Origin of the sequence: Stenotrophomonas chelatiphaga, from assembly GCF_001431535.1 — a bacterium.
Lineage (GTDB): Bacteria > Pseudomonadota > Gammaproteobacteria > Xanthomonadales > Xanthomonadaceae > Stenotrophomonas > Stenotrophomonas chelatiphaga.
Window position 1 is genome coordinate 33,505 of sequence record NZ_LDJK01000008.1, and the last position, 15,538, is coordinate 49,042.

The 15,538-nt window shown below is 59.7% G+C and carries 14 protein-coding genes and 1 pseudogene; 5 read left to right on the top strand and 10 right to left on the bottom strand.

The features are described from left to right. Nucleotides 1–42: 42 nt before the first annotated feature. Both ABB28_RS02985 and ABB28_RS02990 read right to left on the bottom strand, forming a co-directional pair. A pseudogene (locus ABB28_RS02985) lies at nucleotides 43–672 on the bottom strand (restriction endonuclease); the annotation flags it as partial. Between the two features lie 226 nt (nucleotides 673–898). Then, entirely contained in the window at nucleotides 899–1,612 is a 714-nt protein-coding gene (locus ABB28_RS02990; protein ID WP_057507273.1) for a TetR/AcrR family transcriptional regulator, read from the bottom strand. 164 nt (nucleotides 1,613–1,776) lie between these two features. Here ABB28_RS02990 and ABB28_RS02995 point away from each other — a divergent pair, with 164 nt between their 5' ends. Continuing rightward, nucleotides 1,777–2,904, top strand: a complete 1,128-nt coding sequence (locus ABB28_RS02995; protein WP_057507199.1) for a metallophosphoesterase — start codon at nucleotides 1,777–1,779, stop codon at nucleotides 2,902–2,904. A gap of 123 nt (nucleotides 2,905–3,027) precedes the next feature. Here ABB28_RS02995 and ABB28_RS03000 read toward each other — a convergent pair whose 3' ends face one another. Then, complete coding sequence (locus ABB28_RS03000) at nucleotides 3,028–3,399, bottom strand: MerR family transcriptional regulator (protein WP_057507200.1); 372 nt, start codon at nucleotides 3,397–3,399, stop codon at nucleotides 3,028–3,030. Between the two features lie 85 nt (nucleotides 3,400–3,484). On the opposite strand from ABB28_RS03000, the gene ABB28_RS03005 reads away from it, so the two are divergent. Beyond that, nucleotides 3,485–4,393 carry an alpha/beta fold hydrolase gene (locus ABB28_RS03005; protein ID WP_057507201.1) on the top strand — a complete coding sequence of 303 codons (909 nt, stop codon included), beginning with the start codon at nucleotides 3,485–3,487 and terminating at the stop codon, nucleotides 4,391–4,393. A gap of 68 nt (nucleotides 4,394–4,461) precedes the next feature. On the opposite strand, the gene ABB28_RS03010 is transcribed toward ABB28_RS03005, so the two are convergent. Next, complete coding sequence (locus ABB28_RS03010; RefSeq protein ID WP_245625257.1) at nucleotides 4,462–4,779, bottom strand: winged helix-turn-helix transcriptional regulator; 318 nt, start codon at nucleotides 4,777–4,779, stop codon at nucleotides 4,462–4,464. A gap of 154 nt (nucleotides 4,780–4,933) precedes the next feature. Here ABB28_RS03010 and ABB28_RS03015 point away from each other — a divergent pair, with 154 nt between their 5' ends. After that, on the top strand, nucleotides 4,934–5,662 hold the full coding sequence (locus ABB28_RS03015) for an SDR family NAD(P)-dependent oxidoreductase (RefSeq protein WP_057507203.1): 729 nt from the start codon (nucleotides 4,934–4,936) through the stop codon (nucleotides 5,660–5,662). Nucleotides 5,663–5,901: 239 nt separating this feature from the next. After that, complete coding sequence (locus tag ABB28_RS03020) at nucleotides 5,902–6,813, top strand: CPBP family intramembrane glutamic endopeptidase (RefSeq protein ID WP_057507204.1); 912 nt, start codon at nucleotides 5,902–5,904, stop codon at nucleotides 6,811–6,813. A gap of 116 nt (nucleotides 6,814–6,929) precedes the next feature. Here the strand turns inward: ABB28_RS03020 and ABB28_RS03025 are convergent, their stop codons facing one another. Both ABB28_RS03025 and ABB28_RS03030 read right to left on the bottom strand, forming a co-directional pair. Beyond that, a complete protein-coding gene (locus ABB28_RS03025) occupies nucleotides 6,930–7,508 on the bottom strand; it encodes a histidine phosphatase family protein (RefSeq protein WP_083491881.1) in 579 nt (192 codons plus the stop codon). 1,031 nt (nucleotides 7,509–8,539) lie between these two features. Next, nucleotides 8,540–9,475 (bottom strand): DNA-binding protein, encoded by a 936-nt coding sequence (locus ABB28_RS03030; protein WP_057507206.1) that lies wholly within the window; start codon nucleotides 9,473–9,475, stop codon nucleotides 8,540–8,542. 104 nt (nucleotides 9,476–9,579) lie between these two features. Between ABB28_RS03030 and ABB28_RS03035 the strand changes: the two genes are divergently transcribed. Further along, complete coding sequence (locus ABB28_RS03035; protein ID WP_057507207.1) at nucleotides 9,580–10,665, top strand: site-specific integrase; 1,086 nt, start codon at nucleotides 9,580–9,582, stop codon at nucleotides 10,663–10,665. A gap of 186 nt (nucleotides 10,666–10,851) precedes the next feature. On the opposite strand, the gene ABB28_RS03040 is transcribed toward ABB28_RS03035, so the two are convergent. The 4 genes from ABB28_RS03040 to ABB28_RS03055 form a co-directional block, all read right to left on the bottom strand. Next, on the bottom strand, nucleotides 10,852–11,736 hold the full coding sequence (locus tag ABB28_RS03040) for a S1 family peptidase (RefSeq protein WP_083491883.1): 885 nt from the start codon (nucleotides 11,734–11,736) through the stop codon (nucleotides 10,852–10,854). 490 nt (nucleotides 11,737–12,226) lie between these two features. Next, nucleotides 12,227–13,297: a hypothetical protein gene (locus ABB28_RS03045; protein WP_057507209.1), complete on the bottom strand. Its 1,071-nt coding sequence runs from the start codon at nucleotides 13,295–13,297 to the stop codon at nucleotides 12,227–12,229. Between the two features lie 238 nt (nucleotides 13,298–13,535). Beyond that, on the bottom strand, nucleotides 13,536–14,081 hold the full coding sequence (locus ABB28_RS18325) for a hypothetical protein (protein WP_245625258.1): 546 nt from the start codon (nucleotides 14,079–14,081) through the stop codon (nucleotides 13,536–13,538). Nucleotides 14,082–14,817: 736 nt separating this feature from the next. Next, entirely contained in the window at nucleotides 14,818–15,525 is a 708-nt protein-coding gene (locus tag ABB28_RS03055) for an aspartate/glutamate racemase family protein (RefSeq protein WP_057507210.1), read from the bottom strand. Between the last annotated feature and the right edge of the window lie 13 nt (nucleotides 15,526–15,538).

Genomic DNA, 15,538 nt, shown 5'->3' on the forward strand with positions numbered 1-15,538 from the left:
TTGGTCGGTTTGGGCTCGGAGGGATAGTGTTGCGGCCAATCGCTACGCCAGCCCGCGGCAACGCGGGAACTGGCTGCATCCGTGGAACTGCTCGCCGGTTCGGCGATTGGTCCTTTGGACCAGCGCGCTTCCGCACCTTCTGCAGGCAGCTGCCTTGGGGGTGGGGCAACGTGCAGGCTCAAGCTGCGGTTCGACACGATTCGCTGCTGGCTTCTGCACTGCCCGGATCATGCCGAGCAACGCCTCGCCACGAATCAGCTCGATGGGCTTTCCCGCGGCAAAGGCTTCGGCATCACGGGTGAACGTGCCGATGCAAACAATCTTGACCGCATCACCGCGGTGGTGCGCCAGCAGCCCTGCCATCTCGCGAACCACGCTTACCCCAATCTGCCGTGACCGCCACTGCTTGCATTGGACGAGAACCTTCTGACCTTGCTTGCGCAGGATCAGATCGATACCTCCATCCGGGCCGCCCAATCCGATTTCTTCCACCGTATAGCCGTGGCGTCGGAATGCTTCACCCACCAACTGCTCGAATTGCGCCCAACTGCCGGAGGCAAGGCTATCGAGCGAATCCCGGGTATCCAGCAGGCGTCGGCGGCGACGGGAGCCCAGGTAGGAGGCCAACGCAGCCGCCCAGCACAACCCCAGAAGCAGCCATGCCAACGGCGCCAAGATGTTCGCCAACTGTGCGCCGAGCCCGACGGCCAGCGGACCGTTCTGCCTGGTCAGCCACCAGGGGACGACCTGTTGGATCGCAATGAAGCCGACGACGCCTGCGACGATGCCTACTGGCCAAGGCAGCTGGGCCAGTACCTCGAACCCGCTTTTCTTCCCTCTACGCGCCATGCAGGAGCCTCCGTCCCATCCGTCACGATAGCGGCTGGGAAGACGGTTGTCAGGGGGAGGCGGGCGATACTTTCGTGCTGGGCTTAGTTGTCTTTGCAGGAGTACGCGGCACTGCCGGCACGATGCCAAGCGCAGGCAGCAGCAGGCAATCAATGGCTTGAGTCAGGAACTGCAGCTCGAACGGCTTGCGCTGAATCAGGGCGCGATACGCCGCCATCGACGGGACCAGCTGCGAGGCGACATCGATATTGGCGTCGGCACGGACTTCACCGCGGGCAAGCGCACGTTGCATGAGCCGCAGGTTGGCATTCACCCACGGATCGACGATAGCGGCGTTTCCCGCTTCTGCCAGTTCGGGGTGCTGGGAAAGCACAGAGGCCAATGCGGCCATCACCCGCATCTTCTGTTCACCCTCGCGCGCACTGGCAGGCTTGAACAGGCCCAGCAGATCACCACGCAACGTTCCGGTATCGGGCAGGGCGTCCAGGTCCACCTGGGTGCGCTTGAGGTGTGCGACAGCATCGATGACCAGGTGCGCTTTGGACTTCCAGCGGCGGTAGGCAGCCGCTTTCCCGGCCTTGGCCCGCAGCGCCACCATGTCCATGGTCATGCGCTCGTAGCCCACCTCGGCAATGACTGCGATCGCGGCTTCCAGGATCGCGGTATCCACTGCCGGGTCACGCCTGCGCCCGCGCGGGAGCGCTTCAACGACCGGCCCAATTTGAACCGGGGTGCCGGCTGATGGCGCGCCTTTCTTGTTCATCACCTTGCCTCCCGAAGTCAGGTAACGATACCGGCACATTCCGGAACTTGCACGTTCCGTATGTCTATGGCTTGATGAGGGCATTCGAGACAGCGCCGAGCGTCGGCCTGCGCCCCCGCCAGGCAGGCCGGGCACCCGATCAGGCAAGGGCATAGGACTTCAGAATGTTCCACATCGTTTTTTCGCTGCCAGCGCTGTATGTCATCGCCCGGTTCCTGTGGCCTTTGCCGCTGGCGTTGCCGATAAAGCTTGCGCTTGCGTTGTTCATCCTCATCGGCTCGCAATACCACCTGGTCTGTCGGTTGTCCTCGGGCAGTGTCTTCTCGCCCGAGATGCCGCGCAGCCTTGTCATTGCGTTCAATTGGGTCTTCATCTCGATCCTGATGCTGTTCTTCCTGCAGTTGCTGATCGATCTGGTACGAACCGGTGTGAGGCTCGCAGCAGGAATCACCTTCGTGGTGCCGGTCGCGGTGTCCTGCAGCTTGGGGCTGGTGATTCTGGCAATCGCGGCGCTGGGCGTGCGGAACGCGATTGCCGTGCCCGCCATCCGGAACGTCGAGATCGCGGTCAGAGACCTGCCGGAAGAGTTTTCCGGCTATCGCATCCTGCAGCTGACCGACCTGCACATCAGCCGCCTGTTTGACCAACACTGGACGCAGGCGGTGGTCAGCGATGCCAATGCGATCGGCGCCGACCTGATCGTGGTAACCGGTGATCTCATCGATGGGTCGCTGACGGATCGCAAGCGCGACGTCAGTCCATTGCAGCAACTGCACGCCCCCGACGGGATCTATTTCATCACCGGCAACCATGAGTTCTTCTTCGAACACGCAAGCTGGCTCAACGAGGTCCAGTCGCTGGGCATGACCGCGCTGGAGAACCGGCATGTCGTGCTGAGGCGAGGGCAGGGCGCGCTTGTCCTGGCCGGTGTCACCGACCTGTCAGCCAAGGAAGCCGGGTTCCCCGGGCCCGATGTACGCAAGGCCTTGGAAGGCGCACCCGCCGGCGTGCCGGTCGTGTTGCTGGATCATCAGCCCAAGCTGGCGCGCGATGCGGCGGGCTTGGGCGTGGCGGTGCAGCTTTCCGGACATACGCATGGGGGCTTGGCGCCTGGCGTGGATCGTCTGTTCGCGCTCGCCAACGGGGGCTATGTTTCCGGGCATTACGACGTCGGCGGTATGCAGCTCTACGTCAACAACGGAACGGCGCTTTGGCCCGGGTTCGCTATTCGGCTGGGACGGCCGCCGGAGCTCACTTGCATCACGCTGAAGATAGCCCCACGGACGAGCTAGATGGCCTTGGGCATAAGCGTGACGCGTCACGCCTCGCGAGCAATGAGTGGGGCGTGGGGGCGGGCCACCGGCAGGGAACACTTCAGCCTGCAAGGCCAACAGAATCGCCAGCTTCGCAGGCGCTTACGCAGACGCTACGAGCATGGCACGCAAGCGAGACCTCTGCCGGTCCAGCATCTCGATCTGCTTGTCTAGCATCGCCAGCCTCTTGCGCTGTGTTTCGCTGGTCTCTGGGCACGCCAGGGCCCCTTCGATCAGCAGCATGCATTCCGGGAAGCTACGGATCTCTTCCAAACTGAAGCCTGCCGCAATAAGGCGCTGTATCTGCTTCACCTGGTTGACCGCCACCGTTTGAAACGCGCGGTAGCCATTTCCTGATCGGGAAGATGCCAACATCCCATGCTGATCGTAGTGGCGGATCGAACGCACGCTGACGCCGCTAGCCTCGGCCAGCTCACCAATCTTCATCAGGTCATTGATGGGTTGCTTGGACATCGCGAAATCCTGGAAACGTCCACTTGACTCTAACACTAGTGTCAGCGTTTAGCCTCTGCATTCCGCTCTATGAGGTTCGTTGACCATGGTCTTTTCCCCAGTCTCAGCCATTCGATACGGCTGGCTCTATTGCATCGTTCTGTTGCTGGCACCACTGCTTGCGCACGGCACAAACCGGGCTTACACGGTTGAGTCGCTGGACGGAGTCAAAATCGCCGTTCAAGAAGCGGGGAATCCCCAGGGGCAGGCCATCATCTTCGTCCACGGGTTGCTGGGCAGTCACCTCAGCTGGGAAAAACAGCTCAATAGTCCTGAGTTGCAGCGCTATCGGTTGATTACCTTTGATCTGCGCGGACACGGCCTGTCCGACAAGCCAGTGGACTTGGACGCTTACCGCGAGGGCCGTCACTGGGCAGATGACCTCGCGGCTGTCATCAAGGAGTCCGGAGCACACGAGCCGGTGCTGGTGGGGTGGTCTCTCGGGGCTGCTGTCACCACCAACTATCTGGCAGCGTTTGGCGACGAACAGATTGCGGGCGCGGTGTATGTAGGCGGGGTCATCGAGCTCAAGCCGGAACAACTCGTCGCTCAACCCGCCGCTTACAGCGGCATGGCGTCATCGGACCTGCGATTGCATCTTGAAGGCGAGAAGGAATTCGTTGCGCTGTGTTTCAACACGGCGCCTGACGACGCAACGTTCCAGCGCACGGTCGCCGCGGCGGCCATGGCATCAAGGGAGATGCAGAGCGCCGTCCACGGCATGTCAATCGATGCTGCCAAAGGACTTGGTTCGATGCATAAGCCACTCCTGCTCATCTACGGTGGGCAGGATGCGCTTGTTCAGCCAAGCACCTCCGCAGCGCGGGCGAAGGCACTTTATCCCCGAACCGAAGTTGAACTGTATGAAACGTCAGGCCATTCGCCCTTCTTTGAGGAGTCCACACGCTTCAACCGGGATCTCTCTGCATTTGTGGATGCAGCGACCGGGCACTGAGCGAGGTCGCTACCGACCCGGATGCGTTCAGACCCAACACGCAATGGAAACAGCAGGCTTACGCAGGTTCAATGCTTGCCTTGGTCGTATCGCATGCACGCGGCTTCAAGCTCACCGCCGTTCTTCAAGGCCCAGCTGCACAGCGCTTCAAAGGGCTGCTTCAGGGAGTGACCAAGAGGAGTGATCGCGTACTCGACGCCAATTGGTGCGGTTGGCAGTACGGTCCGCGTTACCAGGCCATTCCGCTCGAGGCGCTTGAGCGCATCTGCGAGAGACTTGTGGGTGATTCCGTCCAATCGGCGCTTGATCTCGTTGAAGCGGGACGGTTTTGGGCAGATCACGGTAAGAATCATGATCGTCCATTTGTCCGCGATCTTCTCCAGCATCGGTCGAACCTGCGCCATGTCGGAGAGGACTTTCGCAGAGCTTTCAGCCGAACAGGTATCAGCACGTATATCTAGGCTAGTCATGGTGCGTTCTTGATACGTGATTTACAGCGTATATCTTAGCAGCACTCTTGGTTTTTACAGGTGCTAACAAATGAAGATGGAAGGGAAAGTTGCCCTGGTCGTTGGCGGTGCAAGGGGCATTGGCTTGGCAGTGGCTGCTCGGATCGCCGCGGAGGGCGCAACGGTGTTCATCACCGGGCGAGACCGCAAACAGGTGGAGGAGGGCGTCGCAGCAATAGGCCCAGGTGGCCGTGGCATCGTCGCCGATGCAAGCGTCCGTGAAGACATCGATCAGGTAATGAGTGAGATTGGCAGCCAGTTCACTCGCCTCGACGCCCTTGTACTGAATGCAGGCCTGAGTGAGCCGGCATCGCTTGCCGAAGTGACCGAAGAACACTTTGACCGACACTTTTCGGTGAACGTGCGCGCCCAGATCTTTGGCCTGCAGAAAGCCCTCGGCCTGCTTCAAGAGGGCGCAGCGGTGGTGCTGATGGGGTCGGTAGCGAGCTCACTCGGCATCCCAAACTACGGTACTTACGCCGCAACGAAGGCGGCCCTTCGCTCGTATGCTCGCACATGGGCGGCAGAGCTGGCCCCCCGCGGCATCCGCATCAACGTGGTGGCGCCAGGGCCTACAGATACGGAGATGATGGCGCGAGTCCCTGATGAGGTGCGTAGATCAATCGTCGCCCCCATTCTTCTCGGCCGAATGGCCAGGCCCGACGAAGTCGCCGCTGCGACGTTGTTCCTTCTCAGCGACGAGTCGAGCTTCATAACAGGTGTGGAATTGTGCGTGGATGGAGGCATGGGCCAGATATAGGCACCAAACGGTTATGCAGCACCGTGCGAAGCCACCTTATGTGGCTTCGCAGATCCACGTCTCTGGCCGGTTACGCGCCTTGGGGCGGTGTGTCCGGTCCCAAGCCGCTCGGTCAGCGCCATTTCGTCGGCGATCCGGGTGATTCATCGGCGGCTTCTGTGGCTTGATCGCAAACGCGTTGCCACGCCCCCGCGCGGATGGCAACGTGCAGCGGCGATCACCTCGACCTGGAACCCCGCATGACCCCCGTTACCCTGTATTCGCCCGATCCGGCCCGCGGCTGGCTGCCCTGGGCCTGGCTGACGCCTATCCTTATGATCCTGTTCAACGCGGTACCGGTGATCGCGCTGGACGGGTGGATGCAGTCGCAGCATTGGTCGACGCCGAGCGGCGATCCGATCGGACTCGCTGGCTTGCATGCGCTGCTATGGATCGGCTTCGCGCCGACGCTGGTGGCCGTGCTCGCCTGGGTACGCTTCGTCGAACGGCGCTCGCTGGCGAGTATCGGGCTGACCGGTCCGGCGCCGCTGAAAACCTTCCTGCGCGGACTGGCCGTTGGATTCGGCACGATCGCGCTGGTCGTAGTCGCGATCTGGATGGCTGGCGGCATGCAAGCGGCGGGCGTGGGGCAGGCCTGGCGGTCGCCCGTCAGTCTGCTGCACATCGGTCTGCTGCTCTTGAGTTTCATGTTCCAGGCGAGCGTGGAGGAAGTCATCTTCCGCGGCTGGATGCTGTCGGCGGTGGCGCGCAAGACCAATGTCACGGTGGCAGTGCTGCTGGTGTCGCTCGTTTTCTGCTTCCTGCATTTCAGTCCGCACCAGCCGCCCCTGGTCATGCTCAGCACGTTCCTGTTCTCGCTGTTCGCCTGCGTCTGGGCGCTGCGGACCGGCAATATCTGGGGCGTGATGGGCTGGCACACGGGGTGGAACTGGTTGCTCGCGACCGGCTTCGAACTGCCCGTCACCGGCATGGATGCACACTTGCCGGCGCTGCTGGTGGCGCTGCGCCCGCAAGGCCTCGACACCCTGACCGGTGGCGCGCAAGGACCGGAAGGCAGTTATCTGTGCAGCGTCTTCCTCGTCATCGCGATCGCGTGGATCCAGTGGCGAAAGACGCGCGGAGCTCAGAACTTCTCGCCGACCAGCAGGTAACGCCACTGCCCGGGCGGCTCGCCCGTCCGGGCCCTCCAAACGGAGGTTGCTGCGAAGCTGCAGACGGATGCGGATCGCCCATATGTCCAAGAGCTGGAGCGGCGCCTTCTGGCAGATCAATCAGCTGGCAATTGATACTGTTCGCAATGATGGATCGGGTGCTCCAGGTCGACAGACCGGAAAGCACGCATGGCGCAGGGATCTATGACACGTAGTGGATCCGCGCCCAGCCATCGCACCATCTGCATGAACTGCCCGTGGCAGAACACAACTACCATTCCGGAGCCAAGGCCCCTCGCCAGTTGCAGCGCAACCTTCGTGCGTTCGACAAATTCTCTGAAGGTCTCTGCTTCAGGTCCATCACGGAAATCCGGGTCACTTGCCTTCCAATACTCAGCTACCCAGGACCGACGTTCCGCAGCGGTGGTGCCGGCGCACTTGGCAGGACATAGGTAAGTGAACTCCTGCACCGGCGCCGTCATGACCATCAAGTTGAACTTGGACGCCAGAGGCTGGGCAGTCTGCATTGCACGTAGATAGGGAGAGCTCACAATCCGGCTCGGCCGGCTTGGCCACGCCCTCGCGAACGCGGCCGCTTGTTGGATGCCTGCTTCGGTCAGGGCAATGCTGTCAGGGCTTTCTGTTGACTGGCCTGCATTGGCAGCGCTTTGTGCGTGTCGTACGAAGATGATCATTGTTAATGTGCTGTGTCAGCACGGCTGGTCAGGTACGTCCCGCCAGCCACCCTCTATGCGCTTCAGCCGGTGTCCTGAGATGCAACGTTCCCCAGGCCTCAAGGGCAGGGGGGCATACTGTTCCGCTGGTGCACTGAGCCTCACACTGCGCGGCATTACAGCTTCGAGATCACGCGCTAGCTGTTCATCCAACTTCGACATTTCTCGATCAAATGCGGCTTGCTCTGACTTTGTCATGGGCCGCATAAGCTCGGCTGTCATGGCCGCCGCCTGCCGCCGCGCGTTCCATTCTATGAGACCCATTGCGATGCCTACGGCTGCCGCTACGCCAAGCGCCATTGGCACCCAAGGGATCCGGGGCTCGTCTCTTGTCCTCGGATAGGCTCGCGGGCGTGCCCGGAAGTGCAGTTCTGCTATTTCCTGTTTGCCAAATGTCGGCTCATGCCGTTCGCGTTCCATACGATTCCCTGTGCGTGTCCCGGCTCGCATTGTAGGGGGTGTAGGGGCGTCGCCCCCACGGTCAACGCTTCACCCGTGCTGTCGTGGCTAGGGCCGGTTAGATCTGTACGGTCGTCCGGGTCTAACTTGCTCATGGGGCAAGCTGGTCCTTGCCAGTAGACCTGGAAGGGAAGCAAGAGCCGATCCAAAGCCTGAGCCAGTGCCAGCCAGAGCGGACGAAAGCCACCCAGCGACGGCCATGCTTGATTGCGCATAATGTATATTATGTTCGACACGAGTTGCTTCAGTTGCTGTCCGCAGCACCCTACCGATGTCATCTGCTCCTTAACCATGACATGCCCCTTAATGATGTCATCCCCTAAGGAATGTGCTCTGCAAAATCAATAAGCTAGCCGACTCAAAGGCTCTTGCTGGCGAGGTCGGGCTTATTGGCGATTTCCCTTAATCGTGTCGTGATCCGATATCGTGTCATCGCCCCGCACCATCACGGCTTCTTCTTACTTCCAAGACTTGGCGGCTTGTCGTTGGTCCTATTTGATGTCCTTCGATGAGCGCCAAGCAAGCCGGCACTCCTATTTCGTGGCCTTGGATGAGCTCTTCTTAGCCCGCTTTTGGGTGCTTGTCTTCCGTAGATCAGGAGTCACCTGGCTTCGCCTAAGCGCAGCCTCTAGATCCGCTGGTAAGTTCTGGAGCTTGGCCAGCTGATCTTCTAGAGCTTCACATCTGCCACGCTGCTTGTCCGCCATCTGTATTGCCGCCGCGGTGGCTGAGCGCGCCTTTTCAAGGCTTTGCCGCATCTCTGTTTCAATCGACGCATTCCTTTTTACTGCGCTGGCAAGCTTCGTCTGCAATGTCTTGGCCTCTTGTCTAGCGCGATCGAGATCACCCAGCGCTCGATTTTCGACAGATCTGACGTGCTCAGCCAGGGTCTCGCGCTCGGATCTCGCCGATTCCTCGGTCTCTTGCAGCCTGTCGTAGAGAACCTGCCGTGAGGCCTCCACTTGCTCAAGTCGCTGAATAGCGGAAGTTCGCTGCCCAGCGAGTTCCGCAGCCTGCAGCTGAAGCTGATCGACCAAGCGCTGCAATTCCGTGGCCCGGGCGCAGGCTAGGCGTTCGGCGACAAGGGCCGCCTCCGACTTCGCATGGACAGCGCTCATCTCACCTGCGAGTGCTTGGGCCCGGACAAGGAGTTCCTCTTGTTTGAGTGTAAGCTCCTGGCGCACCTCGGAGAACTCAGCAAGGACGACATCACGCGCATGTTCTAGCGCCAACGCCCACCATTGCCCAGCAAGCTTCCCCACCACAGCCGGAGCGTCTTTCACGCTTGGCTTCTCAGGATGCAACCGACTTCCAAGGCTTAGCCACCAAGTCTCAAGCAAGCGGGTAACCGTGTTGGGGGAGCCCGTACCCAGATGGGCCCGAACGCGCTCCACTGTCGGGCGCTCACCCTTTGCGACTAGCGCGTCAGCGGCGCCGTGCACGTCTAGTTCCGTGATGCCGCGAGCCATTGAATAGTCTCCTGTGCGGGCGCCCTGCCCCGTTGATTCCTTACTAGTGATAAGTGATGATTATCGTGGGTATGTGCTCACTTTCGTAGTATACATTACATAGTATGAAAGATAATTCCACGATTCCCGTGCTCGCCGCGACGGCTACCAGCCTGGTGCTGCCGGCACAGCTGGCTCGCCAGGCTGCCGACGCGGTGCGCGAATTGCTGGCCGAAGCGGCGGCCGAGAACACCACCCGTAGCTACACCAGCGCCCTACGCTACTGGGCTGGCTGGCACGCGACACGGTACGGCATCGAGCTAGCCTTGCCGGTATCCGAAGCCACCGTGCTGCAGTTTGTGGTCGACCATGTGCAGCGCCGCTCATCCGACGGCGAATTGGTCTGCGAACTGCCGCCGGCCGTCGACCAGGCCTTGGTGGCCGCTGGCCTCAAGGCCAAGCTCGGCCCGTGGACCTTGGCCACCGTGCGCCATCGCGTTGCCGTGCTCTCCACCGCGCACCGACTGAAGCAAGTGGCCAATCCCTGCGAGCAGCCGGCGATCCGTACCGTGCTCAGCCGCGCGGCGCGGGCGGCGGTCAAACGCGGCGAGCGCCCGCGGAAGAAGACCGCGATCACCCTCCCCGAGCTGGAAGCCCTGCTGGCCACCTGCGACGACAGTTTGGAAGGGATTCGTGACCGTGCCCTCCTCTGCTTCGGGTTTGCTAGTGGCGGACGGCGGCGCAGCGAGATCGCCGCCGCCGACCTGCGCGACCTGCGCCGCATCGGCGAGGCTGGCTATATCTACCGCCTAGAACACAGCAAGACCCAACAGGCGGGCGTCACTGCCACATCAACCCCGGACAAGCCGGTGCTGGATAGGGCCGCTCTCGCGCTACAGGATTGGCTGGAGGCGTCAGGGGTCACCGAGGGGGCGATTTTCCGGAGGCTATGGAAGCAGCGCGTCGGCCCTGCCCTCTCCCCGGCCGCGATCGGCGAAATCGTGCAGCGGCGGGCCCGACTGGCGGGCCTGGAGGGGGATTTTGGGGGGCACAGCCTGCGGTCGGGGTTTGTGACCGAGGCCAGCCGCCAAGGTGTGGCCTTGCCGGCGATTATGCAGCTGACCGAGCACCGGTCTGTAGCTAGTGTCGTCGGGTACTTTCAGACCGGCGGAGCCACAGCTAACCCCGCTGCTCGACTGCTTGAAGACTAAAGGACCCCGCCATTGAGGCTCGCCGATGGCGCGGGTAAAGGGCGCCCGCCCCAAGCCCGCCCAATCATTTGATTGCAAGAAACGAAAATGCTGTGTCTCTCGTTCCCCTGCTGCGTCAGCGGCCCCGCCTCGAACCGCTGTAGAAGGTCGTCAGCCAAGCCGCGAGACTATTCAAGGCGGTAACGTTCATGTAATCGCTTTTGGGAAGCTCTTTCCTGCTATCGATGCTTCCTTGACCATCGTTATGATATCGCCCAGGGCGCTTGCATGCACAACATTCCCGAGATTCATCATGGTTTGGACCACGGGCACGATGCTCGTGGCCGTTGGGATGTCCTTCTGAATGAGCTTGCCTTCGCTGGTGTAGAGGGGGCCTGACGCTAAGATACCTAGCAACTGCGCCTTCGTTCCGGGCGTGTATGCGTTGTCTTTGGTTCTAAACATCAAATCCTCGAAGAGGAAAACAGGAGACCCACTTGAGCCAGGGAAGCAGGCTGCATCAATCACAAACTCAACTTTGCCATTCCACTTTAAGAACGGGTGGGAAGCAGTGCTTCCCCGCCTCGCCAAAGGGCGATTATTCTGTTCATCCCAAAGCCCACTTGGATAGCCAATCATCATCACCGGCTCGATAGGCCTGATGTTCTTTCGCTCGTCATCCGGAACTAAAAAGCTAGCATTTAGAAATGTATTCCTAAGCTGCTGTCCGGCCGACTCGATATCACTCATGATATCGCCAATGAAGAATGCGCAAAGGTCCACCTGAGGATCGGGATGTAAGAGCATTCGTTGCTGACACCCGGGGATGAGAACATTTCGGTGTATATCTCCGGGAGCCACGACGATTTCACCGATTTCCGCGCTGGGCTGACGAACTGTCAACGTCATTTTGATTTCTTCGCAGCCCGCAACAACATGCTTGTTTGTGAAGATTAGCGGGACCTGCGCTTTCCCCTCAGAAACATCAAACTCCCCGACATAGAAAAAACCGGTTCCCACGGACGTCGATACGCCGGCACTGCCACAAAGTAGACGAACCGTGGAGAGCGAAATGAAAGTTGCTGGATTCATTCATCACCTAAGTGGGATAACAAGCGTCCCCAGCTTGAAAAAAGCGGGGGCGTCTTAGCCGGCCAAGTTCTTATCATGTCCATCAGCAAACCCGAAGCACGCTCGCTGAGCAAGCCCGGTAGTGCTGGGGCTCGCCTCAACCGGTCGGCGAAAAGCTAGCGGAGGGGCGGGGGGGTGACCTAGACACCGTGTTTCAGAATGACTGCACCACTCCCTTTGAAGGGGTCTCTTCGTTAAAGATAGCACCACGCTACCAACTCAGGGAACGGCCATGAACTACGCCCTATCCTCCGCCACCTCAGTTACGCGGCTGTACAGCGCAGCGTTGGTCACTTCAATGTGGGCCAACTGTGGGCAATCACGACCTGCGGCATCTGGCGCTTCATCGGGCTCATCGTCATGGTTCCGATGCTGGCGATTCTTGCGCTGACCATCATTTCCTGACATGGGGAAGCTCAGCTGCGGATGGGTGCGAGCAACCAAGAGGGCATCACTCTGGATATGCGTTTGACAGGGCCTGACGATATTCATCAGTGACGCCCGCCTCTAGGTCGTCCAACCAGCCATGGAACTCTTCGAGGCGATTAAGGCTAAAAACCTTCACTCCGAAGGTCTGCTCCAGGTCCACCCCTCTTTCACCCATCAGCTCTGCCATCGCCTGGTCCAGCGCTATGGCATCGCAATATGGTGCGTAGAACGCCGCATGGTCCACATCTGAGTAGAACCCGCTCAGCTTCCCGCGAGCACGCTCTAGATTTACATAAGCGCCGTTCCGAACCATCCTCTGAAGTGTTGCGTATGAGCAAGCACGCACATGCTGAAATGGAAGCTTCGCGAAATGCTCGGAATCGAAGAACGAAGCGCAGGCTCGTACTGATTCCTGGAGCGTTTGCTCTGGCGGGAGGAGATACCGCATCTGCTCCACCACCTTCGAGATTATTGGAGAGTCAAACAGAGCGGAGAAATCCCCCTGCCCCAACCTTGTGAAGTAGGTGAGGAAGGCATCAAGGTATAGCTTTTTGGCTCCGGCCAGCTCTCCGGCAACGCACTGCTCAAACGAATCTTCAGACGCCCGCCAGCCGTGGAAAAGGTTAAGCAAACCCTCCAACGACTGCCGCTTGAACTCTCGCTGAGCCTCGTTGTCTCCTGGCTGGTGCTGGATCCCCACCACAAAGTAACCATCCCAGTCGTGCACCTGCTCAGACAACGCCTCTCGCTGGGCCAATGGGTATGCTGAGACATCGCCATCGAGCCAGCGTCTGAACCCTGTCAGTATCTGCCGGCGTTCGACGTTGTATGCCCTCTCAAACGTGTGGCCACGACTTGTCCGCTTGATGAACTCCAAGAGCTCGTCACCGCGTTCCCACAGTCGAGTCTCGTAGTCGTGTATCGAAGAGCGGGGGATGGTGACCAACTGCGCCGAGGCTGCGCGTTGTATGTGGTCTGCGAGCTCGACATAGTGGCGGTTGCGCTCCCCTCCACGAAACGCCCCGCTGAAGAACGATTGGTCCAGATATAGGATCTTCTTGCGAAGTGGAGGAAGCCAGACCTGCTCTGACACCCCGCAGCGCTCGCATCCTCGAAGGACGTGATTGCCGTATACGTCCACATTGCCGTATCGCCCGTGACCGCAAGCGGGGCACTGGCCTAAAACCCTTGTTACGAGCACTTTCGTCTCCTACCAAGTATCGAACCGGCCTTGCTTAGGCCTTGCCGAGGGCCACACGCGCAAGAATAATTGCTTTAGCCGCAACGACGGAAGGATGGAGAATCCTTGTGGGTCTGCGACTTGGAAGGTGCTAATCCAGACTGTAGCGAACGTCGCTTTCGCCCTTGTGGTCTATCTCTATTTTCCTCATCTGCGGGCTGAGTATGGACCAAGCGCGCGGGAACTCGTGCCTCATTGAGTCGCTCGATTCATTCCAAAGGGCGATTATTTTCTCATCCGAGAGGTGGTTTCTTAGGGTTTTAAGCGCGGCTGGACCCGCCATCAGCATCACCAGTGAGCTCTGGTTAACCGCCCAATCGTCGCTGCTTTGAACTACGCCATCAAAGTGCCCCGCGTCGGAAGGTGAGGTCCAAACGTCGTGATTGTGCTGTTCGTATCCACGGGCGATGAGTCCGGCAGTAGCGCGGTTACGCTTAGCACACGCGGTTTCATCTTCGGGATTGCCACGGCAAGCGTCCTGGGCAAGCGACCACTGCTGCATCAGCGCGTCATCGCTGATGGATCCAACGGTTCCGCCGACGCCTACTGGCGCGATGGGTTCGCTAGCTTGGGCAGAGCCGACGGACGAAGGGGCCATAGCCGCCACGACAAATAGCAACAAAATATTGCGTAACAAGTTCGCCTCCGTATGTGAACTAGATGACGCCCCGCGCTTGACATCGGCGCGAGGCGTCAGAGGTTTAATAAATGGCCCCCGAGTTTGAGACCCCGGAGGCAAGCATGGTACGAGCGAACTACCGAGCCGAGGCACGTGGCCCCTTGAGGTCACCTTAGCAAGCCTAGCCTGACTCGCAAGCCCCTCCCACCCCCCTCCCCGCTCGCCAACGCCATGGTCGTTGGTAGCCGTATTACGTCGTCGGCGGAATGACGGCTGCGCACAAGGAATCTAGGAGCCCGCAAGGATTACCCCGCGTGCCCGCCGAGCAACGCTTTGTGGTACTCCGGCGTTTCAAGCTCGACGCTGTCAAGACGCATCCAATTGGCCGAGCTCACGCCAAAGAGACGAAATTTCGTTCCCGATACGGTTTCCGGCGCAAGAAATGCATTGAGTAGCGCTCGTAGTGCCCATCCGGAAAGCCAGCGCCCTGTCCTCACCAAGGCATTTGTTGCTGGAAGCCACAATAGATGTCCTGCCTACCCTCGATAAATCTCCCTAATCGATCAAAAAAGCAGTCCTCGTTGGGAGCAATGGTCGCTTACTTCTGGCCAACTGATGGGTGATAAGGCATCTAATAACGAGTCTGCCCTGTGTCCCTGTTCGCCAATGGCGAAGAATGCTGAAGGCTACACCATTTAAGAAGTTATTAGCTGGGTGGCTATCTCGTAGGTTTCTCTTAAAGTGCTTAGGGCGCTCAGCATTTTTGTAGCTCGCCGGCGATGCTCAACAGCGCAGCTGCTTGGGCGTGCAGCGCGGTCGTGTCAAAAAGCGGCACTGTGGCATCCGACTGGTCCACAAGTAGCGATATCTCAGTACACCCTAAGATGATCCCTTGTGCGCCAGCTCCGCTCATTGAACTCATGATCTGACGATAAATTGCACGTGATTCGTCTCTGATGACGCCCTGGCAAAGTTCGTCATAGATGATCCGATGGATGTTGTCACGGCCGTCCTCATCAGGAGTGATCACCTCAAAGCCCCGTGTGCTGAGGCGCTCTCTATAGAAGTCTTGTTCCATCGTGAAGCGTGTGCCGAGTAGGCCGACGCGGGTGACGCCGGCCTGGGCCAGCGCATCGGCAGTGCTGTCGACGATGTGTAACAGCGGCAAGGGGGTGGCCGCAGTGATCTGATGGGCCACTTTATGCATTGTATTTGTGCACAACACGATAAAATCGGCGCCACCGGCGTGCAGCGCCTGTGCGGCACCAGCCATTGCCTCGCCTGCCGCAGTCCAATTCCCGGCATGCTGGAGCATCTCGATCTCATGGAAGTTCACACTTATCAGCATCAACTTGGCTGAGTGCAGGCCGCCGAGAGTGCTGCGCACGGTCTCATTAATCAAGCGGTAATAAGGCACTGTCGACTCCCAACTCATGCCGCCGATTAGACCAATTGTTTTCATCACATGTCCTTTG

Excerpts from the sequence above, each read along its gene's own strand:
- ABB28_RS02990 (WP_057507273.1), bottom strand. The coding sequence starts at position 1,612 with ATGAACAAGAAAGGCGCGCCATCAGCCGGCACCCCGGTTCAAATTGGG.
- ABB28_RS02995 (WP_057507199.1), top strand. The coding sequence starts at position 1,777 with ATGTTCCACATCGTTTTTTCGCTGCCAGCGCTGTATGTCATCGCCCGG.
- ABB28_RS03000 (WP_057507200.1), bottom strand. The coding sequence starts at position 3,399 with ATGTCCAAGCAACCCATCAATGACCTGATGAAGATTGGTGAGCTGGCC.
- ABB28_RS03005 (WP_057507201.1), top strand. The coding sequence starts at position 3,485 with ATGGTCTTTTCCCCAGTCTCAGCCATTCGATACGGCTGGCTCTATTGC.
- ABB28_RS03010 (WP_245625257.1), bottom strand. The coding sequence starts at position 4,779 with ATGCTGGAGAAGATCGCGGACAAATGGACGATCATGATTCTTACCGTG.
- ABB28_RS03015 (WP_057507203.1), top strand. The coding sequence starts at position 4,934 with ATGAAGATGGAAGGGAAAGTTGCCCTGGTCGTTGGCGGTGCAAGGGGC.
- ABB28_RS03020 (WP_057507204.1), top strand. The coding sequence starts at position 5,902 with ATGACCCCCGTTACCCTGTATTCGCCCGATCCGGCCCGCGGCTGGCTG.
- ABB28_RS03025 (WP_083491881.1), bottom strand. The coding sequence starts at position 7,508 with ATGATCATCTTCGTACGACACGCACAAAGCGCTGCCAATGCAGGCCAG.
- ABB28_RS03030 (WP_057507206.1), bottom strand. The coding sequence starts at position 9,475 with ATGGCTCGCGGCATCACGGAACTAGACGTGCACGGCGCCGCTGACGCG.
- ABB28_RS03035 (WP_057507207.1), top strand. The coding sequence starts at position 9,580 with ATGAAAGATAATTCCACGATTCCCGTGCTCGCCGCGACGGCTACCAGC.
- ABB28_RS03040 (WP_083491883.1), bottom strand. The coding sequence starts at position 11,736 with ATGAATCCAGCAACTTTCATTTCGCTCTCCACGGTTCGTCTACTTTGT.
- ABB28_RS03055 (WP_057507210.1), bottom strand. The coding sequence starts at position 15,525 with ATGAAAACAATTGGTCTAATCGGCGGCATGAGTTGGGAGTCGACAGTG.